General features: G+C 64.7%; 15 protein-coding genes. 6 read left to right on the plus strand and 9 right to left on the minus strand.

The window, feature by feature from the left end; translation table 11 throughout:
- The first annotated feature begins 5 nt into the window (after positions 1-5).
- Together AYK61_RS14380 and AYK61_RS14385 are read left to right on the plus strand one after the other, a co-directional pair.
- Positions 6-812 carry a class I SAM-dependent methyltransferase gene (locus AYK61_RS14380; RefSeq protein WP_259468062.1) on the plus strand — a complete coding sequence of 269 codons (807 nt, stop codon included), beginning with the start codon at positions 6-8 and terminating at the stop codon, positions 810-812.
- A gap of 9 nt (positions 813-821) precedes the next feature.
- On the plus strand, positions 822-1,700 hold the full coding sequence (locus AYK61_RS14385; RefSeq protein WP_121871269.1) for an ROK family protein: 879 nt from the start codon (positions 822-824) through the stop codon (positions 1,698-1,700).
- A gap of 33 nt (positions 1,701-1,733) precedes the next feature.
- Here the strand turns inward: AYK61_RS14385 and AYK61_RS14390 are convergent, their stop codons facing one another.
- From AYK61_RS14390 to AYK61_RS14425, 8 genes are all read right to left on the minus strand, one after another.
- On the minus strand, positions 1,734-2,426 hold the full coding sequence (locus AYK61_RS14390; protein ID WP_259468063.1) for a hypothetical protein: 693 nt from the start codon (positions 2,424-2,426) through the stop codon (positions 1,734-1,736).
- Between the two features lie 70 nt (positions 2,427-2,496).
- Positions 2,497-3,453 carry a HipA domain-containing protein gene (locus AYK61_RS14395; protein WP_121871271.1) on the minus strand — a complete coding sequence of 319 codons (957 nt, stop codon included), beginning with the start codon at positions 3,451-3,453 and terminating at the stop codon, positions 2,497-2,499.
- A 345-nt stretch (positions 3,454-3,798) separates the two neighbouring features.
- Positions 3,799-6,396 carry a hypothetical protein gene (locus AYK61_RS14400; protein ID WP_121871272.1) on the minus strand — a complete coding sequence of 866 codons (2,598 nt, stop codon included), beginning with the start codon at positions 6,394-6,396 and terminating at the stop codon, positions 3,799-3,801.
- A complete protein-coding gene (locus AYK61_RS14405) occupies positions 6,393-7,817 on the minus strand; it encodes a hypothetical protein (RefSeq protein WP_259468064.1) in 1,425 nt (474 codons plus the stop codon). The genes AYK61_RS14400 and AYK61_RS14405 overlap by 4 nt, the downstream gene beginning before the upstream one ends.
- A gap of 567 nt (positions 7,818-8,384) precedes the next feature.
- Positions 8,385-10,214, minus strand: coding sequence for a phosphoenolpyruvate carboxykinase (GTP) (locus AYK61_RS14410; RefSeq protein WP_121871273.1), 1,830 nt, complete (start codon positions 10,212-10,214; stop codon positions 8,385-8,387).
- Between the two features lie 309 nt (positions 10,215-10,523).
- Complete coding sequence (locus AYK61_RS14415) at positions 10,524-10,826, minus strand: DUF6802 family protein (RefSeq protein WP_121871274.1); 303 nt, start codon at positions 10,824-10,826, stop codon at positions 10,524-10,526.
- 47 nt (positions 10,827-10,873) lie between these two features.
- Complete coding sequence (locus tag AYK61_RS14420) at positions 10,874-12,436, minus strand: hypothetical protein (RefSeq protein ID WP_121871275.1); 1,563 nt, start codon at positions 12,434-12,436, stop codon at positions 10,874-10,876.
- Positions 12,433-13,461, minus strand: a complete 1,029-nt coding sequence (locus AYK61_RS14425; protein WP_121871276.1) for a hypothetical protein — start codon at positions 13,459-13,461, stop codon at positions 12,433-12,435. The genes AYK61_RS14420 and AYK61_RS14425 overlap by 4 nt, the downstream gene beginning before the upstream one ends.
- Before the next feature lie 212 nt (positions 13,462-13,673).
- On the opposite strand from AYK61_RS14425, the gene trmB reads away from it, so the two are divergent.
- The 4 genes from trmB to AYK61_RS14445 all read left to right on the plus strand — a co-directional run bounded on the left by trmB (position 13,674) and on the right by AYK61_RS14445 (position 20,478).
- The gene (trmB, locus tag AYK61_RS14430; RefSeq protein WP_121871277.1) at positions 13,674-14,432 is read left to right on the plus strand and encodes a tRNA (guanosine(46)-N7)-methyltransferase TrmB; all 759 of its coding nucleotides are present in this window, start codon (positions 13,674-13,676) and stop codon (positions 14,430-14,432) included.
- Positions 14,429-15,133 (plus strand): NYN domain-containing protein, encoded by a 705-nt coding sequence (locus AYK61_RS14435; RefSeq protein WP_094671015.1) that lies wholly within the window; start codon positions 14,429-14,431, stop codon positions 15,131-15,133. Before trmB ends, AYK61_RS14435 begins: the two co-directional genes overlap by 4 nt.
- Positions 15,134-18,235 carry an MMPL family transporter gene (locus tag AYK61_RS14440; RefSeq protein ID WP_121871278.1) on the plus strand — a complete coding sequence of 1,034 codons (3,102 nt, stop codon included), beginning with the start codon at positions 15,134-15,136 and terminating at the stop codon, positions 18,233-18,235.
- 89 nt (positions 18,236-18,324) lie between these two features.
- Positions 18,325-20,478, plus strand: a complete 2,154-nt coding sequence (locus AYK61_RS14445; RefSeq protein WP_121871279.1) for an MMPL family transporter — start codon at positions 18,325-18,327, stop codon at positions 20,476-20,478.
- Positions 20,479-20,578: 100 nt separating this feature from the next.
- Here AYK61_RS14445 and AYK61_RS14450 read toward each other — a convergent pair whose 3' ends face one another.
- Positions 20,579-22,468, minus strand: coding sequence for a DUF2339 domain-containing protein (locus AYK61_RS14450; RefSeq protein WP_183130285.1), 1,890 nt, complete (start codon positions 22,466-22,468; stop codon positions 20,579-20,581).
- Between the last annotated feature and the right edge of the window lie 26 nt (positions 22,469-22,494).

Genomic DNA, 22,494 nt, shown 5'->3' on the forward strand with positions numbered 1-22,494 from the left:
TTTTCGTGACTTCCGCCGTGACACGTCTGTTCGCCTCTCGCGCGACACTGCGCCGCTCGGTGAGTCTGCTGAAGGACTTCGGGCACGAACAGAGCGCTCCCGACATCTTCTACGGCGCACTGGCCCGCGATTCCGTCGAGCTGATCGGTGATCTGTATCGGGGCCTGACCGGCACCGACATGTCCGCGGCGACCGTGCTGGACGTGGGCGGCGGACCCGGATACTTCGCCGAGGTCTTCGGAGCAAGCTGCGCGCGCTACCTGCCCGTCGAGCCCGATGCGTCCGAGATGCACGCGGCGGGTCTGCAGATCCCCGGCTCGGTGCGCGGCTCCGGGATGGCACTGCCGTTCCGTGACGACAGCGTCGACATCTGTTTCTCGTCCAATGTCGCCGAGCACGTCCGCGAGCCGTGGACCATGGCCGAGGAGATGCTGCGGGTCACCAAGCCCGGCGGGTTGACGGTGCTCTCGTACACCATCTGGTTCGGTCCGTTCGGCGGCCACGAGACCCGGCCCTGGCATTACCTCGGCGGCGAATACGCAGCCCGCCGCTACGCCCGGACCACCGGTCACGAACCGAAGAACCGATTCGGCGAATCACTGTTCGACATCAGCGCTGCAGACGGATTGCGTTGGGCGCGAAGCACTCCCAACGCAACGCTGTTGGCAGCTTTTCCGCGGTATCACCCGCGCTGGGCATGGTGGATGATGCGCGTGCCGATCCTGCGTGAGTTCTTCGGAAGCAACCTCGTCCTCGTCCTGAAACCAAGCGAATCTCCGATGGGTCATTCCGCAGGCTCCACTCCCGCCTAACCTGAAACGATGACAGCACTCGCGCTCGACATCGGCGGCACCAAGATGACGGCGGCACTCGTCGGCGAGGACGGACGGCCGCAGAATCCGGTGACGGTGCCGACTCCCGAGTCCGGGGTGTGGCCGGCATGCGCTTCGTTGCTTCGGAAGATCGCTCCTGGACAGCACATCGACCGCATCGGCGTCGCGTGCTCCGGGCCGGTGAATCTCGAGAGCGGGTCGGTCGCACCGATCAACATCGACGAATGGAAGAACGGATTCGGTCTGAGCGAGCACATCTCCGCCGTGCTTCCCGAAGCCGACATCCGTCTCGCGATGGACGGCAGCGCAGCGGCACTCGGTGAGCACCGCTTCGGTGCTGCCGTGGGTGTGCCGGACGTGCTGAGTCTGGTGGTGTCCACCGGCATCGGCGGTGGGTTGGTACTGGGCGGGAAGATCGTCGCCGGTGCCAGCGGCAATGCCGGCCATATCGGCCACATTGTCGTTCCCGGTTCGACGACGCCCTGCGCGTGCGGCGGAATCGGATGCGTGGAAACCGTCTCGAGCGGGCCGTCGGCGGTGCGGTGGGCGCGCGAGCTGGGTTGGACCGGCAGCACCGGAACCGAACTGGCAGCCGACGCCACCGCCGGGGACCCGATTGCCATCACCTCGTTGCAGCGTGCCGGGGTGGCCCTGGGTCAAGCGATCGCGTCCGCCGTCGCGCTGACCGATGTGCGCATGGTGGTGATCGGCGGCGGATTCGCTCAGGCCGGCCCACCGCTGTGGAATCCGATTCAGGAGTCGATCGGACTGCATGCCCGCTTGAAGTTCCTCGACGGCCTGCAGGTGGTACCCGCGGCACTGGGTGGACTCGGCACCTTGGCCGGCGCAGCCGCGCTCACTGCCTGATGGGGCAGACCCCACCACGAGTCCGCACCCGAGTCACGGGACCGGTAGCCACTCCGACTTGTCGAAAACGAACTGGTCGCAACGACCGGTGAGACTCAGCAAAAGGCGCAGATGCGGGTGCGTTTCAGGCGGGTTGGCGCGGACAACCGTCAATTCGCAAGTACCATAAAGCATTACGGCGTGCACGTAATCCAGAAGCGGATCGGGCACGTAGCCAAGATGCATACCGGCACCTGCGATCCGGACAGCATTGGGGTTCGTTTCGTTGCCGGGTTCCGTTTCCAGCATGAGTGGTGCACCCGACTCGAGAGTAGAAATGTATGCACCTGCCGTCGCGTCGCAGTGGCGAACACCATGCGCGAGAAAATGCGCTGTGGTCTCGCGCGTTTCCGAATCCCACGTCGGCAAAGAAATCAACTCGATGGGGTCGCCTTCGCGGTGGCCTCCCGATGCGGCGAGGATCTCCCAAGCGTCGGCATCGGATTCGAGGTCGAGACCGGCGAGATAGACGGATCGATCCGGGCGTTTTGCACTCATCACCCGATCGGCGAACGATGGAAAAAGTCGGCTCGAACGGTACCGGCGATGCACATCACCGAATCCGACGATCGGCAGGAAATGCGCGTCGTGCGTTGCTGCCTCGAGATACCTGAATTCGTAGAACGGCTGGCCGTCGTCGATGACCTTGTCGAGGTATCCGACCGCGCGATAGGTGCTGTCCGCCACTCCACGACGCGTCACGATGAGCCTCGACCTGCGCACACCGATGGCTGCATCGGCACCTATGGGTGCAAATTCAATGGAGAGCATCGATCAGTCGCCTTCGGTTCGTTGCTACCGCTATCTGCACGAATGTACGGGTGTGGTCCGACAAGTTGGGAGCAGCGTTGATCACATCGTCGCACAGGTCGAGGTTGAGACCGACGATTCGATCGCGCCGATAACGTCGAGCATCCGCGCTCGCCAGCGACAGGGCCTGCATCGCGATGTCTACGAGTCCGACAGCGACGCCGCCGTCGAACCGCTTCGTCACACCCCGTGAGCACCATTGCTGAACGGCTCCCGATCGCACACGGTCTGCCCGGAAAACGTCGCCGTTCCCGCTGGCCAGCGCGGAACCGTGGTCGAAGGACGGACTCAGGCACACCACGCCGGTGGTCGGATTCTGCAGGACCCCCCAGTTATGAGCGTGCCGATCGGTATTGGCGACCAACGCGTCGAACACGAGATAACCGGCAAAGACGTCGAACGCAGGCCAGCTGTGGAACTCGGTACCGACTGGGCCATTCATTGGAGCAAGAACAGTCAGGACAGCAGAAAGCGAATGCCCGCGGCTGAGTTCCGAATCGAAATCGTCATCATGCTCAGCGAGGAGTGCGGCACCTGGAGTCCAGCCCCAACGCTCCGGCCGCATATCTCGACTCATGGATCCCAGGACCGCTTCCTCGGTTCCGCGACGGACGACTGTGGCCAATTCCGTCTCGACTGCCGGCACGCTGACCAGACGGGCGAGTTCGTAGGAAATCTTCTCAGCCCAATCCTCGCCCCGCACCAAGAGATCCGGTGCATCGCCGCGCGCCCGGCGTTGCCGCGAAAGCGTCAGTTCCTTGATTCGGCGCGGCTTGAACAACCAGCGCCCCGACTGAGAAGACGCGTCCGGCGCAGTGAACCACCGCTTCTCCTCTGCACCACCCGGCTCGCTTTCGCCGCGGGTCCAATCAGCCAGGTCGACAACGCGGAACGGTTCAACCACGTCCGAAACACTAGGGCGCACAGAGAGACGCACCATCGCGGCTCGCCGACAGCTGGCAGAAGCGATATTTACCCCACACAGCCAGAACGGGGCCCACCCCTCGGTGAGCCCCGTTCTGTGTCGTGAATTCTACGCGCCCAAAAGCTGCTCGAGGCGTCGAATTCGTCCTGAATCTCGGTGGGCAGTCCGCCAGCGCTTGCATCGACCACCCGAGACCATAATTCCAGACTCAGGGCCCGTGGGGCGGTTCAGATCGTCGGTTCCGTTTGCCTCTTCCTACTGAATTTAAATCTGAGACAGGTTCCGCCCTAAGCGCCAGAGGTATCCGAACGACTCGATGCAGCCTCACGTCGTACGCAAGTAAAGTTCGATCTTTTTGAGCTCGATTCCGATTCCTTCGGCCATTTCCTGCAGTTCCGAGGACGGTTGACTTCGATGGCATCTGCGCCATGGCCGCTGCCCATCTCCGCCTCCCAGCGCCGACAGCGGGGTGCCTACGACCGATACTTTGAACAGCCGCCACTGTGGTTGAGTGCTTTGGGCGACTGCGATAACGGCACCGTCGCGGAGGAATGCGCATGTGGAGTCCAGGCCGTCAACCAGAACTGCGCACGATCGATCGATGATGGTGGCGATCTGTGCCGCAACACGCACTATTGCTTCCCGATCCGTCGACGCTCGCCAGGCCCCCTCGATTCGATCGACGGAGAAGCCCTCGGCGTCCAGCGCGGCTTGCACCTCGGCAAAAGGATCGTTAACTGAAGACTCAGCGAGGTCTATCACCGCCTCGACGTCGGATGGGCCGACTACCTGCGCGTAGGTCTCATCCGAGGTCCGCAGGTATTCTTCTACGGTCTCCATTTCCGCTATCGCGGCGAAAATTCCGACCTCAGCCCAAATATTCTGCAGCAGAATATCTTCCGGTGTACCGCCACGCAGATGTGCATCTTGAGAGAGCAGAGCCAGACCGATAGCGACCAGAGACGCGACATACATTTCGGCCTCGTCGATGCGCTCAGCTTGCTTGTCCGATTTGACCAGGGCTTCGAGAACTTCGGCCAATTCCAAGCGCCACGATTCATCTTCCCCCCACACGCCTGCAGCTAGGAGGTGGTAATGCAGGACTGCCACCAGCATGCGTAGTTCAAGCGGGGGCGGGGGCTCTGCGGAGGCTGCGCTCCGCATGCGACGGGCGTTCTGACGCCAAAGTTTGTGCAGGGCAGAATCTATGTGCGGCGCGTGACCCTGCTCTGGGCCATCTTCCTCCGGCTCGAAATCCTCGGCATCCTCGTCATCGGTCAGGTCGAGACCCGGCTCGTCGAGGTCCACCGCCCACCGAGTGGGTTCGGCAACCTCGCCTTTGGGCAAGCCTGGAAGTACCAATCCGGTCAAGGAGGGGCCAAGCCGCCGCTCCGTACTCGTGAGCCAGTTCCCCCATCTGTCATCCTGAGTAGCGTTCGGCGTACGCGGGCCGGACGCTTTTGGTTGCCCGCCGGGACTGCGTTGATCGGCCAGAGTGCGGAGCAGCCTGTTCAGGTCGCGGTCGAAGATTCGCGCAAGTTCGGGGTCGGTGAACAGTTCCGAGTAGGCGTATTCCCGAGCAAGCCGCGGCCCAACCGGGTCGGTGCTCCGGGGCAGACAGCGAGCGCTGTCGGTCAGGAACACCACGGGGGTGACGTGAGGTCCGTCCGCTGATTCGACGACCGCACGGAGAGCTTCGCCAAATAATGGGGGCGCGCTGAACGAGATTTCAACTGGGCCTCGCTGCTTTGGTCGGTGCATGTGAAACCGCTGCCAATCGCCGGGAGCACCAGTCGCACTGGCCTCGATGCAGATCGGTGTGGTGCCGGAGGTGAACAGCTCTACTTCGATCTGATCATGATGGCGTCGAGCACCAAGGATGGTCACAGGAACGGTGGGCTTCGCTAATTGGGCGGCGGCGGGAATCGTAGAGCGGCCGCGCAGAACCTCGGAGGTGACGGGCGCGCCGTCTGGCATCAAGCTGTGCGGGACGGGGTGGACAGCCGCAAGTTCGCAGTTGCCTCCGGACGTCGTGGATTTGAGCATCGCGGCTCTGGTGATGTTGGCACTCCCGACCAATGCGGTCACTCGGTCGCCCGACGCCCATTCGACGAGTTTCCCGTGGCGAAGACGATCTTCGGCGAGAAAGCGGAACTCCGCTGTCGGCAGGGTGGAGATGGACTCGACCAGTCCCTCGCCGTGGAACTGCGACCATCGAGGTTGCACCGCCACTATCGCCTGCTCCGGCTGCAATTTGTCGATCAGGGATTGGACTGCGGCCGAGGCAGGATCGAAGAACGGGGCATACATGCGCACAACATCAGTGGGCCCCGACGGAAGCTGGGAAAAAAGCGACCTATCGAGGTTGCCGAGGATACGCAGATCCGGCAGCGATTCGTCGACGCTGCCAGGATCGATCATCGTGGCAATCTCGTCGACGGTCGCAGCGATCCATGACGGCATGCGCACCGCGTCAGGCAGATCTCGCAACCAGACGGACAGCTCACGAAGCCCGGCAGGCCCCCGCTCGAGTCCGGATCGGAGCACCAGCCATAGCTCGTCGTTGTGTCCCCAACCGGAGGTGGTGGGATTGCCGGAACCGATGGCAGCCCAAACATGCGTGTCCCCAACCAGCAGAACAAGTTTGGGGTGGAAGGCACCGCTGCAACTGGCATTGCCGTGCTGATAGGTCCGCCCTGCGGAGCGGACTTCGAGTGCGTCGTGGATGGAGTGGTGGGGGTCGGACAGCACAGTGATGCGCGCACCCAACGCGCGAGCCGGACTGATGAAATGCCTCTCAAGAAACGCTAGGTCCAGGGTGAATCCGGTAACCAGCACTTCTCGCAAGCGAGCATTGCCTTCGTCTCTCCACTGCGCAAGCAGCGTGAGCGGTGAGTGGAATTCGACCTTGGCATCCGTCACCGGGGCAGATCCAACAGAGCGCGGCCGAGATCGGTGGTCCGGACAGCATCATCGCTGACGTCGAACAGACCGACCTGCGAGGCGACGATGCCCAACTGGGCGGCACGCAGGCCCACATTGCCAGCGCCCTCGGAGCCCGTCGCGAAATACCGTCCGTTCATCTCGTACAACTTGGTGCGCAGCATCATCCGCCCTCCTCCGGTTGACAACTTCCGGAGCGATACCCGATGGGCTTGCGCAAGCATGTCGTCGACCATGGCACACGCAAAATCTGCCAAGGGCCGGTCGTAGTATTCTTTCCGCCGGTTGGCTACCCAAGACGGGTCCAAAATCTGCCCACGCGAGGATCGTCTGTTCCCCAAGAATGCACTCAACGTAAGCCCTGACAAATTCTCGACGCGTAGCGAGCCGAACAGCAGTATTGCCAGATTCCGTTCGCGTCGTTCCAGCAAGTCCCAGACCTCCTGTTCTGCGGGGTAGGGAGATCCGTAGCGATCGACGACGTCAGGGCAGCCCGCCAGGAACTCTCGCACGGACTCGCCGCTGAGTCCCTGTCGTATCCAGTTGTGAAGTTCATCCCGCGAGACCGGTTCACCCGCGGTGCTGACTTCCTCGACCAGGGCAGACCACAGGCTGCGCCATGCGCCAACGGAATGATGTCGCAAAATAGTGCCCCGCCACGCCTCGGCACGCTCGATCTCCTGGGCGAAGACGGGATCTGCCAATAGATCCCCGCCGTAGACGACGGCATCGGTGAGAATTCGCTGCCACCCGATGTCCTCACGGCGGCGCTGGACTGCGCGCCCCATGATCCGGAGGGTGGAGCGGCGCGTGCCGTCATTGGAGGTCCATGCATCTGGATCATGGGTGCCGCTCACTGTCGCTGTCAGCACTTCGCGCAGCGGTGCCAGGTCCGGAGATTCGATGGATATTCGAGTCAACCTCTCCACCCCCGCAAGGTCGGCCTCCTTGACCGGCCTCTTCGCCACGATGTCGAGCAGCGGGCGAAACATCGCTCGAATGGCGAGGGGACAAGATCGTGAGCCTGACCGCAGTGCATCCCGGTCCGTCGAGACAATGCCAAGAACCACGGCGGGGCCCCTGTACTGCGACCAAAAGCCCCATGCCCGTGGCGAATACGACCTCTCGCCAAGTTCAGCAAGGCCCGCGGCGTCTCCTGCAGCGACGATCTTGGCGACACGGTCAGCGCCGTGCGACGTGCGCCCCGCTGCAGCGGCTACGTCGGCGTCGGAAGACAGGGATGCCCAAGCCAGGGCCACTTCGGCGCGACGAAGCGCCGTTCGGCACAACTCCCGATCCCAGTCATGCTCTTCGGCGTAGGCCGCGAGGGCCCAATACAGCGAGAAGTAACGAGCCTTCTCGGTCAGCGTGGACAGCCCGGGCACCAGTGTGTCCACCATGTTCAGGACAAAGGACTCGACCCCGAGCGGGTAACGTCCGCCCCTATAGTCCAAACCGGGCGCACACCAGTCGGGCCCCTCCACTCCGGTCGAGATCGCCGCAGTTCCAGCGCTCAAGATTGGTCTCGGTAGTCGACTGGACTGGAGTATCCAAAGTTGATTTTCAGTACGACACCAGGGTCCACCCCGAGGCCCTGAATTCTCCTGTGCTCGGAGATGATCTCGTCCTTGATGGGGGCACGGATCTCTGCTGGGCGATACAGGGTGGTGAGCGGCAAGATCACATCGCTACATTAGTTGGACTTGTCGGGCCCACGCAGCAGGTTCGCGATGTTCCAGATCAGGTTTGTGTTCGTCGTCGCCATCGTAGGTGCGGTCCTCCGATTTGAATTGCGGCTTCACGCTGTAGGTGGCCTGTCTAAGCGGCCGAGAGGACTCGAAGAAGGGAATTGCAAGTCGTGGGCGACGAACTGGCGACGGCGCAGGCGGTTGACGGTCTTCGCCCTGAACACGAAATGCCGGGCCCGCAGATTTGCGGACCCGGCATTATCGCCGCGGCATTGAATACTACGCGCCCAGGCGCTGCTTGAGGGCGTCGAATTCGTCCTGAATTCCGGTGGGCAGCTTCTCGCCGACGAAGTCGAACCACTCCTGGATCAGCGGGATTTCGGCCTTCCACTCGTCGGTGTTCACCGCGAGTGCCTCGGCCACGTCCTCGACGGTGGTGTCGAGTCCGTCGATGTCGAGTGCCTCGGCGGTGGGGACCACACCGATCGGGGTCTCGATGCCTGCGGCCTTGTGCTCGATGCGCTCGACGATCCACTTGAGCACGCGCGAGTTCTCACCGAATCCGGGCCACAGGAAGCGCTTGTCGTCCCCGCGACGGAACCAGTTGACGTAGAACACCTTCGGCAGCTTCGACTCGTCGGCGTTCTTGCCGAGGTCGATCCAGTGCTGGAAGTAGTCGCCCACGTTGTAGCCGAGGAACGGCAGCATGGCCATCGGGTCGCGTCGGACGGTTCCGACGGTCCCCTCGGCAGCAGCGGTCTGCTCGGAGCCGACGGTGGCTCCCATGAACACTCCGTGCTGCCAGTCGCGAGCCTCGGTCACCAGCGGAACGGTGGTCTTGCGACGTCCACCGAACAGGATCGCCGAGATCGGCACACCCTTCGGGTCGTCCCACTCCGGAGCCATCGACGGGCACTGAGCCATCGGCACGCAGTAGCGCGAGTTCGGGTGCGCGGCATCGGTTCCGGACTCGGGGGTCCAGTCGTTGCCCTTCCAGTCGATCAGGTGCTCGGGCTTGCCTTCGAGGCCCTCCCACCACACGTCGCCGTCGTCGGTCATGCCGACGTTGGTGAACACCGAGTTGCCCTGGTCGATGGTCTTCATCGCGTTGGGGTTCGAGTCCCAGTTGGTGCCGGGTGCGACGCCGAAGAAACCGTATTCGGGGTTCACGGCGTAGAGACGGCCGTCCTCACCGAAACGCATCCATGCGATGTCGTCACCGATGGTCTCGGCACGCCAGCCCGGGATGGTCGGCTGGATCATCGCGAGGTTGGTCTTGCCACACGCGGACGGGAATGCAGCGGCGATGTAGTACGCCTTGTCCTCGGGCGAGATCAGCTTGAGGATCAGCATGTGCTCGGCGAGCCAGCCCTCGTCGCGGGCCATCGCCGACGCGATACGCAGCGAGTAGCACTTCTTGCCCAGCAAAGCGTTGCCGCCGTAGCCGGATCCGTAGCTCCAGATCTCGCGATCCTCGGGGAACTGAGTGATGTACTTGGTGTCGTTGCACGGCCACGGGACGTCCGCTTGGCCCTCGGCGAGCGGAGCGCCGAGCGAATGCAGCGCCTTGACGAAGAATCCGTCGTCGCCGATCTTGTCGAGCGCGGCCTTTCCCATGCGGGTCATCACGCGCATGGACACCACGACGTACTCCGAATCGGTGAGCTCGACACCCAGCTTCGGGTCGGCTGCACCGAGTGGGCCCATACAGAACGGCACGACGTACATGGTGCGTCCGCGCATGCAACCGCGGTAGAGCTCGGTCATGAGCGTCCGCATCTCGGCGGGGTCCATCCAGTTGTTGGTGGGACCGGCGTCGATCTCTTCCTTGGAACAGATGTACGTACGCGACTCGACGCGAGCGACGTCCGACGGATCGGAGTTGCCGAGGAACGAGTTGGGCTTCTTCTCGTCGTTGAGGCGAGTGAAGGTGCCTGCCTCGACCAGCTTGTTGGTCAGGCGCTCCCATTCGGCGTCGGATCCGTCAGCGAACACCACGGATTCCGGTTCGGTCAGTTCGGCTACCTGGGCAACCCAAGCGAGCAGTTCTTTGTGTCGAGTCGGCACGTTGTCGGTGCTGCTCAAACCGGGAATGGTGGCTGAGGTCATCTAACTCTCCTGGGGTGAGCCGGAACCGGGAAGTACTCGCACGATCACTGTGGGCAAACATGCGCGAGCAGATCTCGGTTTTCCCCTCTCGGCGGGGCGCTGCTCGACCGTTCGAGCCGCAGTACACCATCGTAACGGGTACAGCAAGCCGAGGGTCGAGCGCCGGGTGTCCTGGTATTCAGGTTAACGCCGAGCGACGTAAATCCGGAAACAGGGTGTTGTCCGATTAGTCACAGGACCGATTCAGATAGGGAAAGATCCGCGCAAGAAGGCGTCTACCAGCGGCGACGCCCATTCAGGACGGACGGACTACAGCTCGCCCGATTCGGTCATTTCGCCCCGGCCGATACCGTTCGCTTCTCGAAAAATTTCCCAGGATCGGTACTGCCCGTCACGTCCGAACGCCGTGAACTTGTCCGTCACACCGTCACCGTCGACGTCGGTCGCCACGGTCATCCCGGCGTCGGTACGTCGTACGGTTGTCTCGTAGTGGCCGTCCCCGTCGAGATCGAACAGGTCCGTCGAGACCGTGGGCGCACCCGGATCGTCCACATCGTGAGGTTCGACCTCCGTGAGGAAGCCCCCTGCTGCGACGCCATCCACCGCGATCATCGACGCTCCTCACCTCGACCAACGAACCCGACCAACCGACACTGCACCTACTGACTCCGACGCACCGGCTCGCCGATCGGTTCCACCTGTGCAGGAGAGACGATCGGTTCCACCTGTGCAGGAGAGAAATGGACGGGTTCGCGGGCAACGAACACACCACGATCGGGTCCGCGGAATCGCTCGAGCCCCCGCTCGAGTGCCGACAGATCGCGATCGCAGGCGGACAGCAGCGCCGATCGGTGGTCGGCGAGCCGACGCAGCTCGGCGTCCACCTCGGCAAGTGCGACGTCGATGCGGGCCACTGCGTCCCGGTCTGCAGTCGAGACGGCGGACGCAAGCGCCGACTCGGCATCGAGAATCCGCGAGAGCAGTCGCTGCTCCACCGACGATTTCACCCGGGCCAGGCTTTCCTGCGTCCAGCCGCGCAGGTGGGCGCGGTCGGCCACCAGCGCCCGTGACCGCGTGATCCACCAGGCGAGCGCACCACCGAGAACGAGGGTGATCACGGTGTTGGCAACCGCCCAGGCCGGCACCAGCGCCATCGGCGACACCACCAGCCGCCCGAGTCCTACCCCCGCCGACGCGCCGAGAAAGATCATGACGACATCCTCGATCCCTCGACGCCGGGACGGCTCCCCGATGTCGAGCGGGGCGTCCGCGACACTCGGTTCCGCCTGCAGCAGCGTGAGCCCGAGATCGGTCTCCACTGCCCGCAACCGGGCCGTCAGCGCCGCGTCGGCTCGATTCCTGACTCCGCGCGCGGACTCGGCGACATGCGCTGGAAGATGAGTGAGTTCGGCACGTCCTGACCCGTCGATCGTGCGTTTGACCTCGGCAACCAGGGCGCGAAAGTCTTCGGCGGCGGCATGGAGAGACTCCACGCGTACCCGTTGAATTCGATTGTGCAGCAGCGCCCGTCGATCGCCACCGAGATTGTCCCGTTCGCCGACGAGCTCGGCTCGCCTCGCACGGAGTTCGGCCGTATCACTGCCACCGGTCACCGCGCGCGCCCTTGCCACGATCGACGCTCTGGCTCCGGCCGCGCAGTCCTGCACTGCCGCAGAATATTTGCGCTGGGATCCGAGAGCCGTGGCCTGCAGGAGCAGCGCGCCCAGGCGGTCCGCCACTGCTCCGAGACCCGACTCCGCGGACATCGCGGCGTCACCGGTCTCCCGACCTGTCCGCGCCAACCGAACCGAGATCGGGTGGAACGTGCACTCCACCGCCCGTGGGACGCACTCGTCAACGACATCACTGTCGACGGAGACCACCTCACGCCAGTGCCGATGCACGTCGATCTTGTTCACCACGAACACGACCGGCGTGGATTCGAGGGCTGCTCGCCACTGCTCGACTTCGACGCGGCCCACCGGAGCCGACGCGTCGACGACGATCATCACGACGGCGGCATCGGCCATGGAGTCGGTGAAGTGGATGGCGGCACCGCCGAGACGGGACAGCTCGCGGCGCAGTTCGGACTTGCCCGACCCTGCAGTACCGGTGAGGTGAACCCCGGCGGGTCGACTGACCCTGGCTCGTTCGATCTCGTCGAGTGCACCCGAATTCCAGCGTCGTAGAACGCTTTTCATGTCTTCCGACAGCGGGGTCATCCGCGCAGCATTCGTACGTGCCCTCGGCACAGTGCGAGGGCCGAGCGACGCACGTCGGGGTCCCCGGCAGCGGCAGCCCGCTGCTTCCACAGCACCGCCTGCTCCAGCGTGACCTGTTCCGAACCGGTCTCGATCGGCACCCCGAGACGCAGAGCCGCGTGGCGCATCTCGGCAGCCACCGCCTCGTCCGAGGCCAGGTACGACTCGACGGCGTCACGAACCCGCCGGTGGCCGGCGGAGATCTGTTGCACTCTGCGATGCAGCTCGGCGTCCCGAGCCCCCGCGGCCGCCGACACGGCCGCGGAGACCGCAGCGATCAGGGCATCGGCACCGGTGGCGTCGGCCAGCATGCGCACCGCCTCACCGTCGGACACAGCCGTTGACCGCTGCAGCACCTCGACGAGCAGGGCGAGACCACGCAGTTCGATGCATTCGATCAGCGCTTCTCTGCGACGCGTCGACACCGCGAGGTCGGCGGCACGAAACCGATCGACGGTCATCAGGTCGGTCGGACGCAGATCGGCCGCTGCGACGGCACGCACGTCGGCCATGTCCAGAGGCGCACCGGCTCGGCCCACTCCCCGCAATCCCGCCGCGGTGGTTCCCATCACCGGCAGAACGGTCCGCCCCAGCTGCTCCGAGGCCGCTGCGGCCGCGGCTGCGGGATCGTCGAGGGTGTCCGCCTTCGTCAGCACGACGACGGTCCCGTCCAGGGCATCTCTCGGCCGAGAACTCAGCAGTGCGGTGTCGACGGGCGAGACCGCACCCGCGATCACGTGGACGAGCACCTCGCCCTCGCTGCTGTCCGTTCTGCCCTCGCGCCATCGAACATCGAGGCCGTCGGCGTCGAGCGGCACCGACTCGAGAACGGCGAGAACCGCGGATTTCCCGACGCCTGCGCGGCCGGTCACCCGTGCGGTCATCGGCCGCAGGCGGTCGTGGACGGCGGTGTCGACGGCCTCACGCGCGTCGCTCGACGCAGCGCGGTCACGCAACAGGCCCAGACCGGCCTCGGCGACATCCATGATCGATTCCCCCAACAAACGCCCCGCCGCCCACGTCGAGAGGCGACGCACAGCCCCCTGCTGCGGCACCGATTCTGGCACACACGCGCGCTCACGAGCCGACCGAAAGGAATTGCACCGTTGTAATTAGTCGGTCTCGTCCCACCGCTGATCAGCGGCAGGACGGCAAGTCTCAACTTCAACTCGAGACCCACCTGTCACACGCCCCGTCGATGCGCGACAATGGACCGGTGAACGAGCCCCAGGACCCCTCTGTCGACACCGAGGAGAATGCCGTGAAGACCCAGGAACGGGGCTCACGGCTCTACCCCCGCGTGACGAGTTTCCGCTCTCGGCGCGGAGCGCTGACCGAAGCGCAGCAGACCACCTGGGACAACCTGTGGCCGCGTATCGGCCGTGACGTCGCCGACGACCAGATCGACATCGACGCCTGGTTCGGGCGCAGCGGCCCGGCGATTCTCGAGATCGGCTCGGGCACGGGCACGGCCACCACGGCGATGGCCTCGGCCGAGCCGCACGTCAATCTCATGGCCGTCGAGGTCTATCGACCCGGCCTGGCCCAGACACTGCAGCAGATCGAACGAGAGGGCATCGAGAACGTTCGGTTGCTGCGTGGTGATGCGATGGACGTGCTCGAGAACATGCTGTCCTCGGAGTCGCTGACCGGCGTCCGCGTCTTCTTCCCCGACCCGTGGCCAAAGGTTCGACACCACAAGCGTCGCCTGCTGCAGGGTCCGACGTTCGCGATGATCGCGGATCGGTTGAGGCCCGGTGGCGTTCTGCACGTGGCAACCGATCATGCCGAATACGCTGAGTGGATTGCCGAGGCCGGGAACGCCGAGCCCGGTTTGACCGTTCTCGATTGGGAATCGCCCATGACACACGAGCGACCGGTGACCAAGTTCGAGGGCAAGGCACAGCTGGTCGGTAGCTCGGTGACGGAATTGATCTGGGGAAAGAAGACAGCATGAGCGTCAGTACGGACATGCCCGACACCGTGGTCGACCCCTCAGAACTCGGCGCGATCGGTGAAACGCGCCACAGCAAACGCGTCCTGCTGGTGTGGGACGCCCCGAACCTGGACATGGGACTCGGCGCAATTCTGGGTGGCCGACCCACCGCCGCCTACCGTCCGCGCTTCGATGCCCTGGGCCGATGGCTGCTCAGCCGCACCGCCGAACTCTCCACCTCCGGCACCGCGACGCTCGAACCCGAGGCCACGGTGTTCACCAACATCGCCCCCGGCAGCGCCGATGTGGTCCGACCCTGGGTCGAAGCATTGCGTAACGTGGGCTTCGCGGTGTTCGCCAAGCCCAAGGTCGACGAAGACAGTGACGTCGACGCAGACATGCTCGACCACATCGACTTCCGCAACCGTGACGGCGGCCTCGCCGGAGTCATGGTCGCGTCCGCCGACGGTCAGGCGTTCAAGGGTCCGCTGGAGGCCATCGCAGCAACCGGAGTGCCCGTACAGGTGCTGGGCTTCCGGGAGCACGCAAGCTGGGCTGTCACGTCGGACATCCTGGAATTCCTCGACCTCGAGGACATCCCGGGCGTCTTCCGTGAGCCACTGCCACGGGTGAGTCTGGATTCGCTTCCCGACGAAGGCGCGTGGCTGCAGCCCTTCCGACCGCTGTCCGCCCTGCTCGTCGGGCGCCAAGGAGTTTCTTAAGTGTTCGCCAGATGGGGAGACATCGTCTACCGCCTGCGGTACACCGTTATCGGTGTCATGGTGGCCGGGCTGCTGGGCTTCGCTGCCTACGGTCTCGATCTGGGCAGCCATCTCAGTCAGAGCGGTTGGGACGATCCGACGTCGGAATCGGCCCAGGCTGCCCGTCTGGCGGACACCACGTTCGGTCGCGACAAGCAGGGTGACGTCATCGTCCTCTACACCGCGCCCGAGGGATCGACGATCGACGATCCCGAGTTCCAATCCGAGATCGTGGCCAATCTCGACTCCCTCGCCGCCGACCACCCGGACCAGATCGAGAAGGTCAACGGCAGCTACTTCCGCACGGCGACTGCTCCGAACCTCGCCGCACTCGGCACCACCGACAAGCAACACGCCATCGCCAGCATTGCGATCGCCGGTGCCAACGACACCGAACTGACCAACAACTTCCAGGCCGTCAAGGACGTCTTCTACATCGACGGCGTGGACGTGCAGGTGACCGGCCTGCAGGCCGTCGCAGGCGCGTTGCAGTCGACGATGGCCGGCGACATCAAGCGCATGGAGATCCTCGCCATCCCCGCCGTCGCGGTGCTGCTGTTCTTCATCTTCGGCGGCGTCGTCGCGGCCGCGCTTCCGTTGATCATCGGCGGCCTGACGGTCGTCGGAGCCAACGGCATCGTGAAGGTGTTCACCAACTTCACCGAGGTCAACTCCTTCGTCGCACCCGTGGTCTCGCTCGTGGGCCTCGGCCTGGCCATCGACTACGGATTGTTCATCGTCTCGAGATTCCGAGAAGAACTGGGCGACGGCTACTCGACGCCACAGGCCGTGCGCAGGACGGTCATGACGGCCGGTCGTACCGTGGTGTTCTCCGCGACGATGATCGTCGCGTCCCTGGGTGGTCTGTTGCTGTTCCCGCAGGGCTTCCTCAAGTCGGTGGCCTACGGCTCGATCGCCACCGTCGCACTCGCCGCGCTGACGGCCATCACGATCCTGCCCGCTATGCTCGCGATCCTCGGCCCACGTGTCGACGCACTCGGTCTCAAGTTCATGCGCAAGACCAAGTCCAGCGAGGAGATCGAGAACGGCATGTGGGGCCGGCTCACCCGCTGGGTGATGCGCAATCCCGTCAAGGTCACCATCCCGATCGTGCTCGGCCTGGTACTCCTGACGCTGCCCGTCGGCAACATCAAGTTCGGCGGCATCAACGAGACCTACCTGCCTCCCGACAACGTCACCCGTGAAGCGCAGGGCGAGTTCGATTCGCTGTTCCCAGGCCAGCGGACCGAGCCCATCAAGTTGGTCATCGAGGACGCGCAGGGTCCCACGCTCGCGGCGATCACCACGCAGGCCAACAACGCTCCCGGCCTGGTCGAGCCGTTCTCCCCGGTCGGTGCCAGCAAGGACGGAATCATCGTCTTCAAGGCCGGACTGGTCGATCGCAACGACTCCAAGCCCGCCATCGACTTCCTGCGCAGTATCGACGTGCCGGAGGGCGCGACGGTCCTCGTCGGCGGTACCCCTGCCATCGAGCAGGACTCCATCAGTGCACTCATCGACAAGTTGCCGCTGATGGCAGTGCTCGTGGTGTTCATCGTGACGCTGCTGATGTTCTTGACGTTCGGATCGTTGGTGTTGCCGATCAAGGCGGTGCTCATGACCGTCCTCGGTCTCGGTGCCACCATGGGCATCCTGACGTGGATATTCATCGACGGCAACGGTGCGGGGCTGATGAATTTCACCCCTGGGCCGATCATGGCTCCGGTATTGGTGCTGATCATCTCGATTGTGTTCGGCTTGTCCACGGACTACGAGGTGTTCCTACTCTCTCGTATGGTCGAGGCGCGCGAAAAGGGCGCCAGCACAAGCGAAGCCATCCGTATCGGAACCTCGCATACCGGACGCATCATCACCGCTGCGGCGCTGATCCTCATCGTCGTCACCGGAGCGTTCGCGTTCTCCGATCTGGTGATGATGAAGTACATCGCCTACGGAATGATCGCGGCCCTCATCATCGACGCCACCCTCATCCGCATGTTCCTCGTGCCTGCCACGATGAAACTGCTCGGCGACGACTGCTGGTGGGCCCCGCAGTGGATGAAGCGCATTCAGCGCAAGCTCGGACTCGGCGAGACGATTCTGGAGGACGAGTTGCTCGCCATCGACGACGTGCCCGAGCTCGCGCTCGCAGGCGGTGCACCGTCGAGTACGGTCGCGCCGCCGATGCGTCCGCAACCGCGCCGCAACGAGCCGCTCACCGAACCCATTCCCGTGGTCGCACCGCACGGTGGCGGACCCATTCGAGCGACCCACGCCGCGAAGGAAGAATCCCGACGCAGTGTGACGGGGCGTCCGGCAACCCCACCCGAGCCGACCCGCGCGGCTCCCGCCACACCTCCGGCACCGGCTGCTCGACCTACCCCCACTCCTCCTCGGGCCGAGGCTGCTCCGCAGGAACGACCCGCTCCCAGGCCTGCCCCGAGCCGACCGGTGGCACCGCGCCCGACCGTCGAACCGGAACCGACCCAGGCAGCAGACGTCGTCCGGCCCGCACCTCCGGTCAACCCGGTGGCTGCTCCCCCGACGGCTCAGCCGCCCCGCGCACCGAGCCCGTCCGCACCGCCGCCGAGCCGAGCCCGGGCCGCTCGCGCACCTCGCGCCGAGGAACCGGACTCTCGTTCCATCGAGAGCTGGCTCGCCGACCTGCGAGCACCCAGCGCATCACCACCCCCGAGCACAACGCGCAACGGTTCCACCGCGAACGGCTCCGATCACAACGGCTCCAACGCCAACGGCTCGAACCACAGCGGTCACGACGAGAACAGCTCGACGCAGAGCCGTTCCGAACGCAACGGCCACAGCAACAACGGGTCCGAACGCCATGGGTCCGAACGCAACGGCACCAACGGCGCCAACGGGTCCGAGAGCAACGGCCACAGCAACGGATCCGCGTCGAGCGAATCCCCGTCCGAGAAGCCGTCGGGCCGCCGGGCCGCACCGACCACCGAGGGCAGCGACAGCGGTCGTCACCGCGGCGGCGAGAACGGACACGTGCTCAGTGTCAGCGAATTGCTCGCACGCGAGCGCAACCGTTCACGCTGACGCTCATGTGATCGGCTAACCTCCCTGAGCCGAAGTGTTCACTCACGTGGCGGCGGTAGTCGCGTGCATCCAGGGGGAGCTACACACACGTGTTCGTTCGATGGGGAAATTTCGTCCACCGCCTCCGATACACCGTTCTCGGTGTCATGGTGGCCGGGCTGTCGATCCTGGCGGCGTACGGCTGGGATCTCACGGACCACCTGAGCCAGAGTGGTTTCGACGATCCGACGTCGCAGTCGGCTGCCGCCAGCAATCTCGCCGACGAGACGTTCGGCCGCGACGCCCAGGGCGACGTGATCGTTCTCTACACCGCTCCCGAGGGCTCGACCATCGACGACCCGCAGTTCGACGCCGCGATCGTCTCGAACCTCGACTCGCTGGTGGCCGAGCACCCGGACCGCATCGCGAAGATCAACGGCAGCTATTTCCGGACGGCCGAGGCTCCGGTTCTCGCGGCGCTCGGCACTGCCGACAAGCAGCACGCCATCGCCAGCATTGCGATCGTCGGTGCCGACGACACCGAACTGACCGAGAATTTTCAGGCCGTCCAGGACGCCTTCTACATCGACGGGGTCGACGTCCAGGTCACCGGTCAGCAAGCCGTGGCTGCCGCGTTGCAGTCGACGATGACCGACGACATCCATCGCATGGAGATCCTCGCCATCCCCGCCGTCGCGGTGCTGTTGTTCTTCGTCTTCGGCGGCATCGTCGCCGCCGCGCTACCACTCATCGTCGGTGCGCTGACCGTCGTCGGGGCCAACGGCATCGTGAAGCTGTTCACCCACGTCACCGAGGTGAACAGCTTCGTCGCACCGGTGGTGTCGATGGTCGGACTCGGTCTGGCCATCGACTACGGGCTGTTCATCGTGTCGCGTTTTCGAGAAGAGCTGGGCGACGGCCGATCGACGCCCGATGCCGTCAGGCGCTCGGTCATGACGGCCGGTCGCACCGTCGCGTTCTCGGCGACGATGATCGTCGCCTGCCTCGGTGGCCTGTTGCTGTTTCCGCACGGGTTCCTGCGCTCGGTGGCACTGGGTTCGATCGCGACGGTCGCTCTCGCAGCGCTCACCGCGATCACCGTACTTCCGGCCATCCTGTCGATCCTCGGCCCTCGCGTCGATGCTCTCGGTTTCGCGTTCATGCGCAAGACCAAGTCCTCGGAGGAGATCGAGAACGGCAGGTGGGGCAAGCTCACCACCTGGGTGATGCGCAATCCCATCAAGGTGGTCGTCACCATCGTGCTCGGGCTGCTGGCCCTGACACTGCCGATCGGCAACATCGCATTCGGCGGCATCAACGAGACGTATCTGCCGCCGGACAATCCGACGCGGGTGGCGCAGGAACAGTTCGACGAACTCTTCCCCGGCCAGCGCACCGAGCCCATCAAGCTGGTCATCGAGAACGCGCAAGGGCAGAATCTGGCCGCGATCACCACCCAGGCGAACAATGCTCCCGGCCTGATCGAGCAGTTCACGCCCGTCGGGGCCAGCAAGGACGGCATCATCGTCTTCAAGGCCGGACTGATCGATCGCAACGACGCAGCACCCGCCATCGAATTCCTTCGCAGCATCGACACCCCCGACGGAACATCGGTGCAGGTGACGGGAACGCCTGCGATAGAACGAGACTCGATCGACGCCATGGTCGAGCGCCTACCGCTGATGGCGGTGCTCGTCGTCTTCATCGTGACCGTACTGATGTTCCTGACGTTCGGATCCCTGGTGCTGCCGATCAAAGCGGTGCTCATGACAACGCTCGGACTCGGTGCCACGATGGGCATCCTGACCTGGATCTTCATCGACGGTCACGGGGCCGCGTGGATGAACTTCACCCCCGGGCCCATCATGGCGATGATTCTGCTGCTGATCGCGGCGATCGTGTTCGGGCTGTCAACCGACTACGAAGTCTTCCTGCTCTCCCGCATGGTCGAAGCACGGGAGAACGGTTCCAGTACAAGCGAAGCCATCCACATCGGCACCTCGCACACCGGACGCATCATCACCGCCGCGGCCTTGATTCTCATCGTCGTCACCGGTGCCTTCGCGTTCTCCGATCTGGTGATGATGAAGTACATCGCCTACGGCATGATCGCTGCCCTCATCATCGATGCCACCGTCATTCGCATGTTCCTGGTGCCCGCGACGATGAAACTGCTCGGGGACGCGAGCTGGTGGGCACCGGCAGGCATGAAGCGAATGCAGCGCAAGCTCGGACTCGGTGAAACGACTCCCGAGGACTCCTGACTCCCGCTCCCCCGCCCCCCGCTTCCCCGCCCCCACAACGCGTCAATGAACCACTGCACCGCCGAGACGTATGCAGTGGTCCATTCACGCAGCGGGGGGATCAGGAGGAAACCGCCGCACTCTCTCGGTCCGCGAACACCTTGGCGTATCGGGTACCGGCGATCAGTAGCAGTAGTCCCACTGCGATGAAGGCGATGACCCGGAAGAGTCCGTCCAGGGCAACGAGGTCGAACAGGAACAGTTTCGCGATGGCCGCAGCGGTCAGGGACAGTCCGGCCAGCAGGGCCAGGTGAGCGTGGGTGACGCTGCGCAGCCCGAAGGCCAGTAGCGCGAAGGCTGCGATCATCCACTCGATGGTTGCCGCGGTGTGGCCTGCGGTGAATCCCGTTGTTTCGCCGCCGATTCCGATGCCGAGGGTCACCGTGGCCGCCGTCAGGCCGTACAGCGCGAGTACGCCGGAGACGATGCCGAGGGTCTGCAGTCCGTCGTCGACCAGTTTCAATTCGGCGAGCACGTAGGCGAAGGCGAATGCCGTTGCAGCGAGCAGGATTCCGCCGAGGGCGATACCGACGCTGCCCACTGCGTGATCGGAGTCCAGCAGCGCCCGTGGAGGGCTGACCGAGACGAACATCAGTGCGCCGATCACGCCGAATCCGCTGCCGATCGAGTATGCGAGTGTCGAGCGGGTGCTGTGAGCCACCGCGATCAGAGTCAGGGCGACGGCGAAGATCACGACAGGTCGAATCTCGAGGGTCGTCGACTCGACTGCGGCCTGCAGCATCGCCAGCGCTCCGATCACCGCGACGGTGATACGAGCGTGCCCCGGCAGCCAGCTCACCAGAATCACGATGGCCGCAGCTGCAGCAGCGAGAACCAGTTGGACGCTGACGGTCGCGGCGCGGTCGAAGACGTCCGCGGAGACCAGCACCGGCAGGGACGTGAGAGCGATCATCACGGTGGCGACCACATCGGAGACGTTGCGGCGCAACAACTCCAGTGACGTGCCGATGCCGAAGACGGCCACCGACACGACGACCAGGAGTAGCCAGAGGCCGCCGGTGGATCCGGACAGGTCAGCACTCGCGATGGCAGCCAGTACCGCGCCGACGAGGGGTACGGTCCGAACGACCTGCAGGAGCTGCCAATTCCGACCGATCTGGGCCGGGAAACTGGCGACGTAGGTGGCGATGAGGAACGCGACCAAGGTCAGGGTGAGGCCGTCGGTCAGCACCGGTCCGCACATTGCGACGCCGGCGAGAATCAGCACTGCCATCGGCTGCGACTTCCACTGCACTGCGAGTGCCGTTCCGGCTGCGGCAATTCCGAATGCGGTGATCAGGCCGATCACAGGATCGAGCCAGCCGTACACGACGGACGTCGCGAGTACATCGAGGTACAGGCCCGCGATGCCGGTGGCGGCGAGGGCGATACCGCCGATGCGCCCGCCCGACCGGCCGAACACTCGGACGCCGCCGCCGATCAACGCGAGGGAGAACACTGCGCCCGCGGCGACCCGCAGCGGAGGGCCGAACCACCCGGCCTGTGCGGCGAGAACGAGCAGCATCACCACACCGACGAGGGTGACGCCTGCGCCGGCGACAGCCAGCAGACGGCTGATGACACCGTCGCGCTGCCACCACGGTTCGCGCGGCGGAGCCGGCGGTCGAGGCGCGACGACCGGCCCCCTGGGTGGTGCGGGGTAATTCATGGCGGGCTGCGGCCGAACCATCTGCTGACGAACAGTGTGGCCGAACGGCTGGCCGTAGGGCTGCGGGGGCATGTGGGGTGGCGCTACCGGCGGCGGTACGGCGGGAGCTGCCGGCACCGAAGCCTGCCGCGTGGGAGCGGGAGCCGCCGCGGGATCGAGCTGTGACTGCAGGGTCTGCAGATCGACGGCCACCTGGCGCATGTGGTCGCCCAGGGAATCGAAGCGGCTGGACAGTCGCGCGACGAGTTGCGGATCCAGCCCGGAGTTCTGGGAAGAAGTCATGGGTTAGATCCTGCGAGCATTGCCGC

Source organism: Rhodococcus sp. SBT000017, from assembly GCF_003688915.1.
In the GTDB taxonomy this organism is placed as follows: domain Bacteria; phylum Actinomycetota; class Actinomycetes; order Mycobacteriales; family Mycobacteriaceae; genus Rhodococcoides.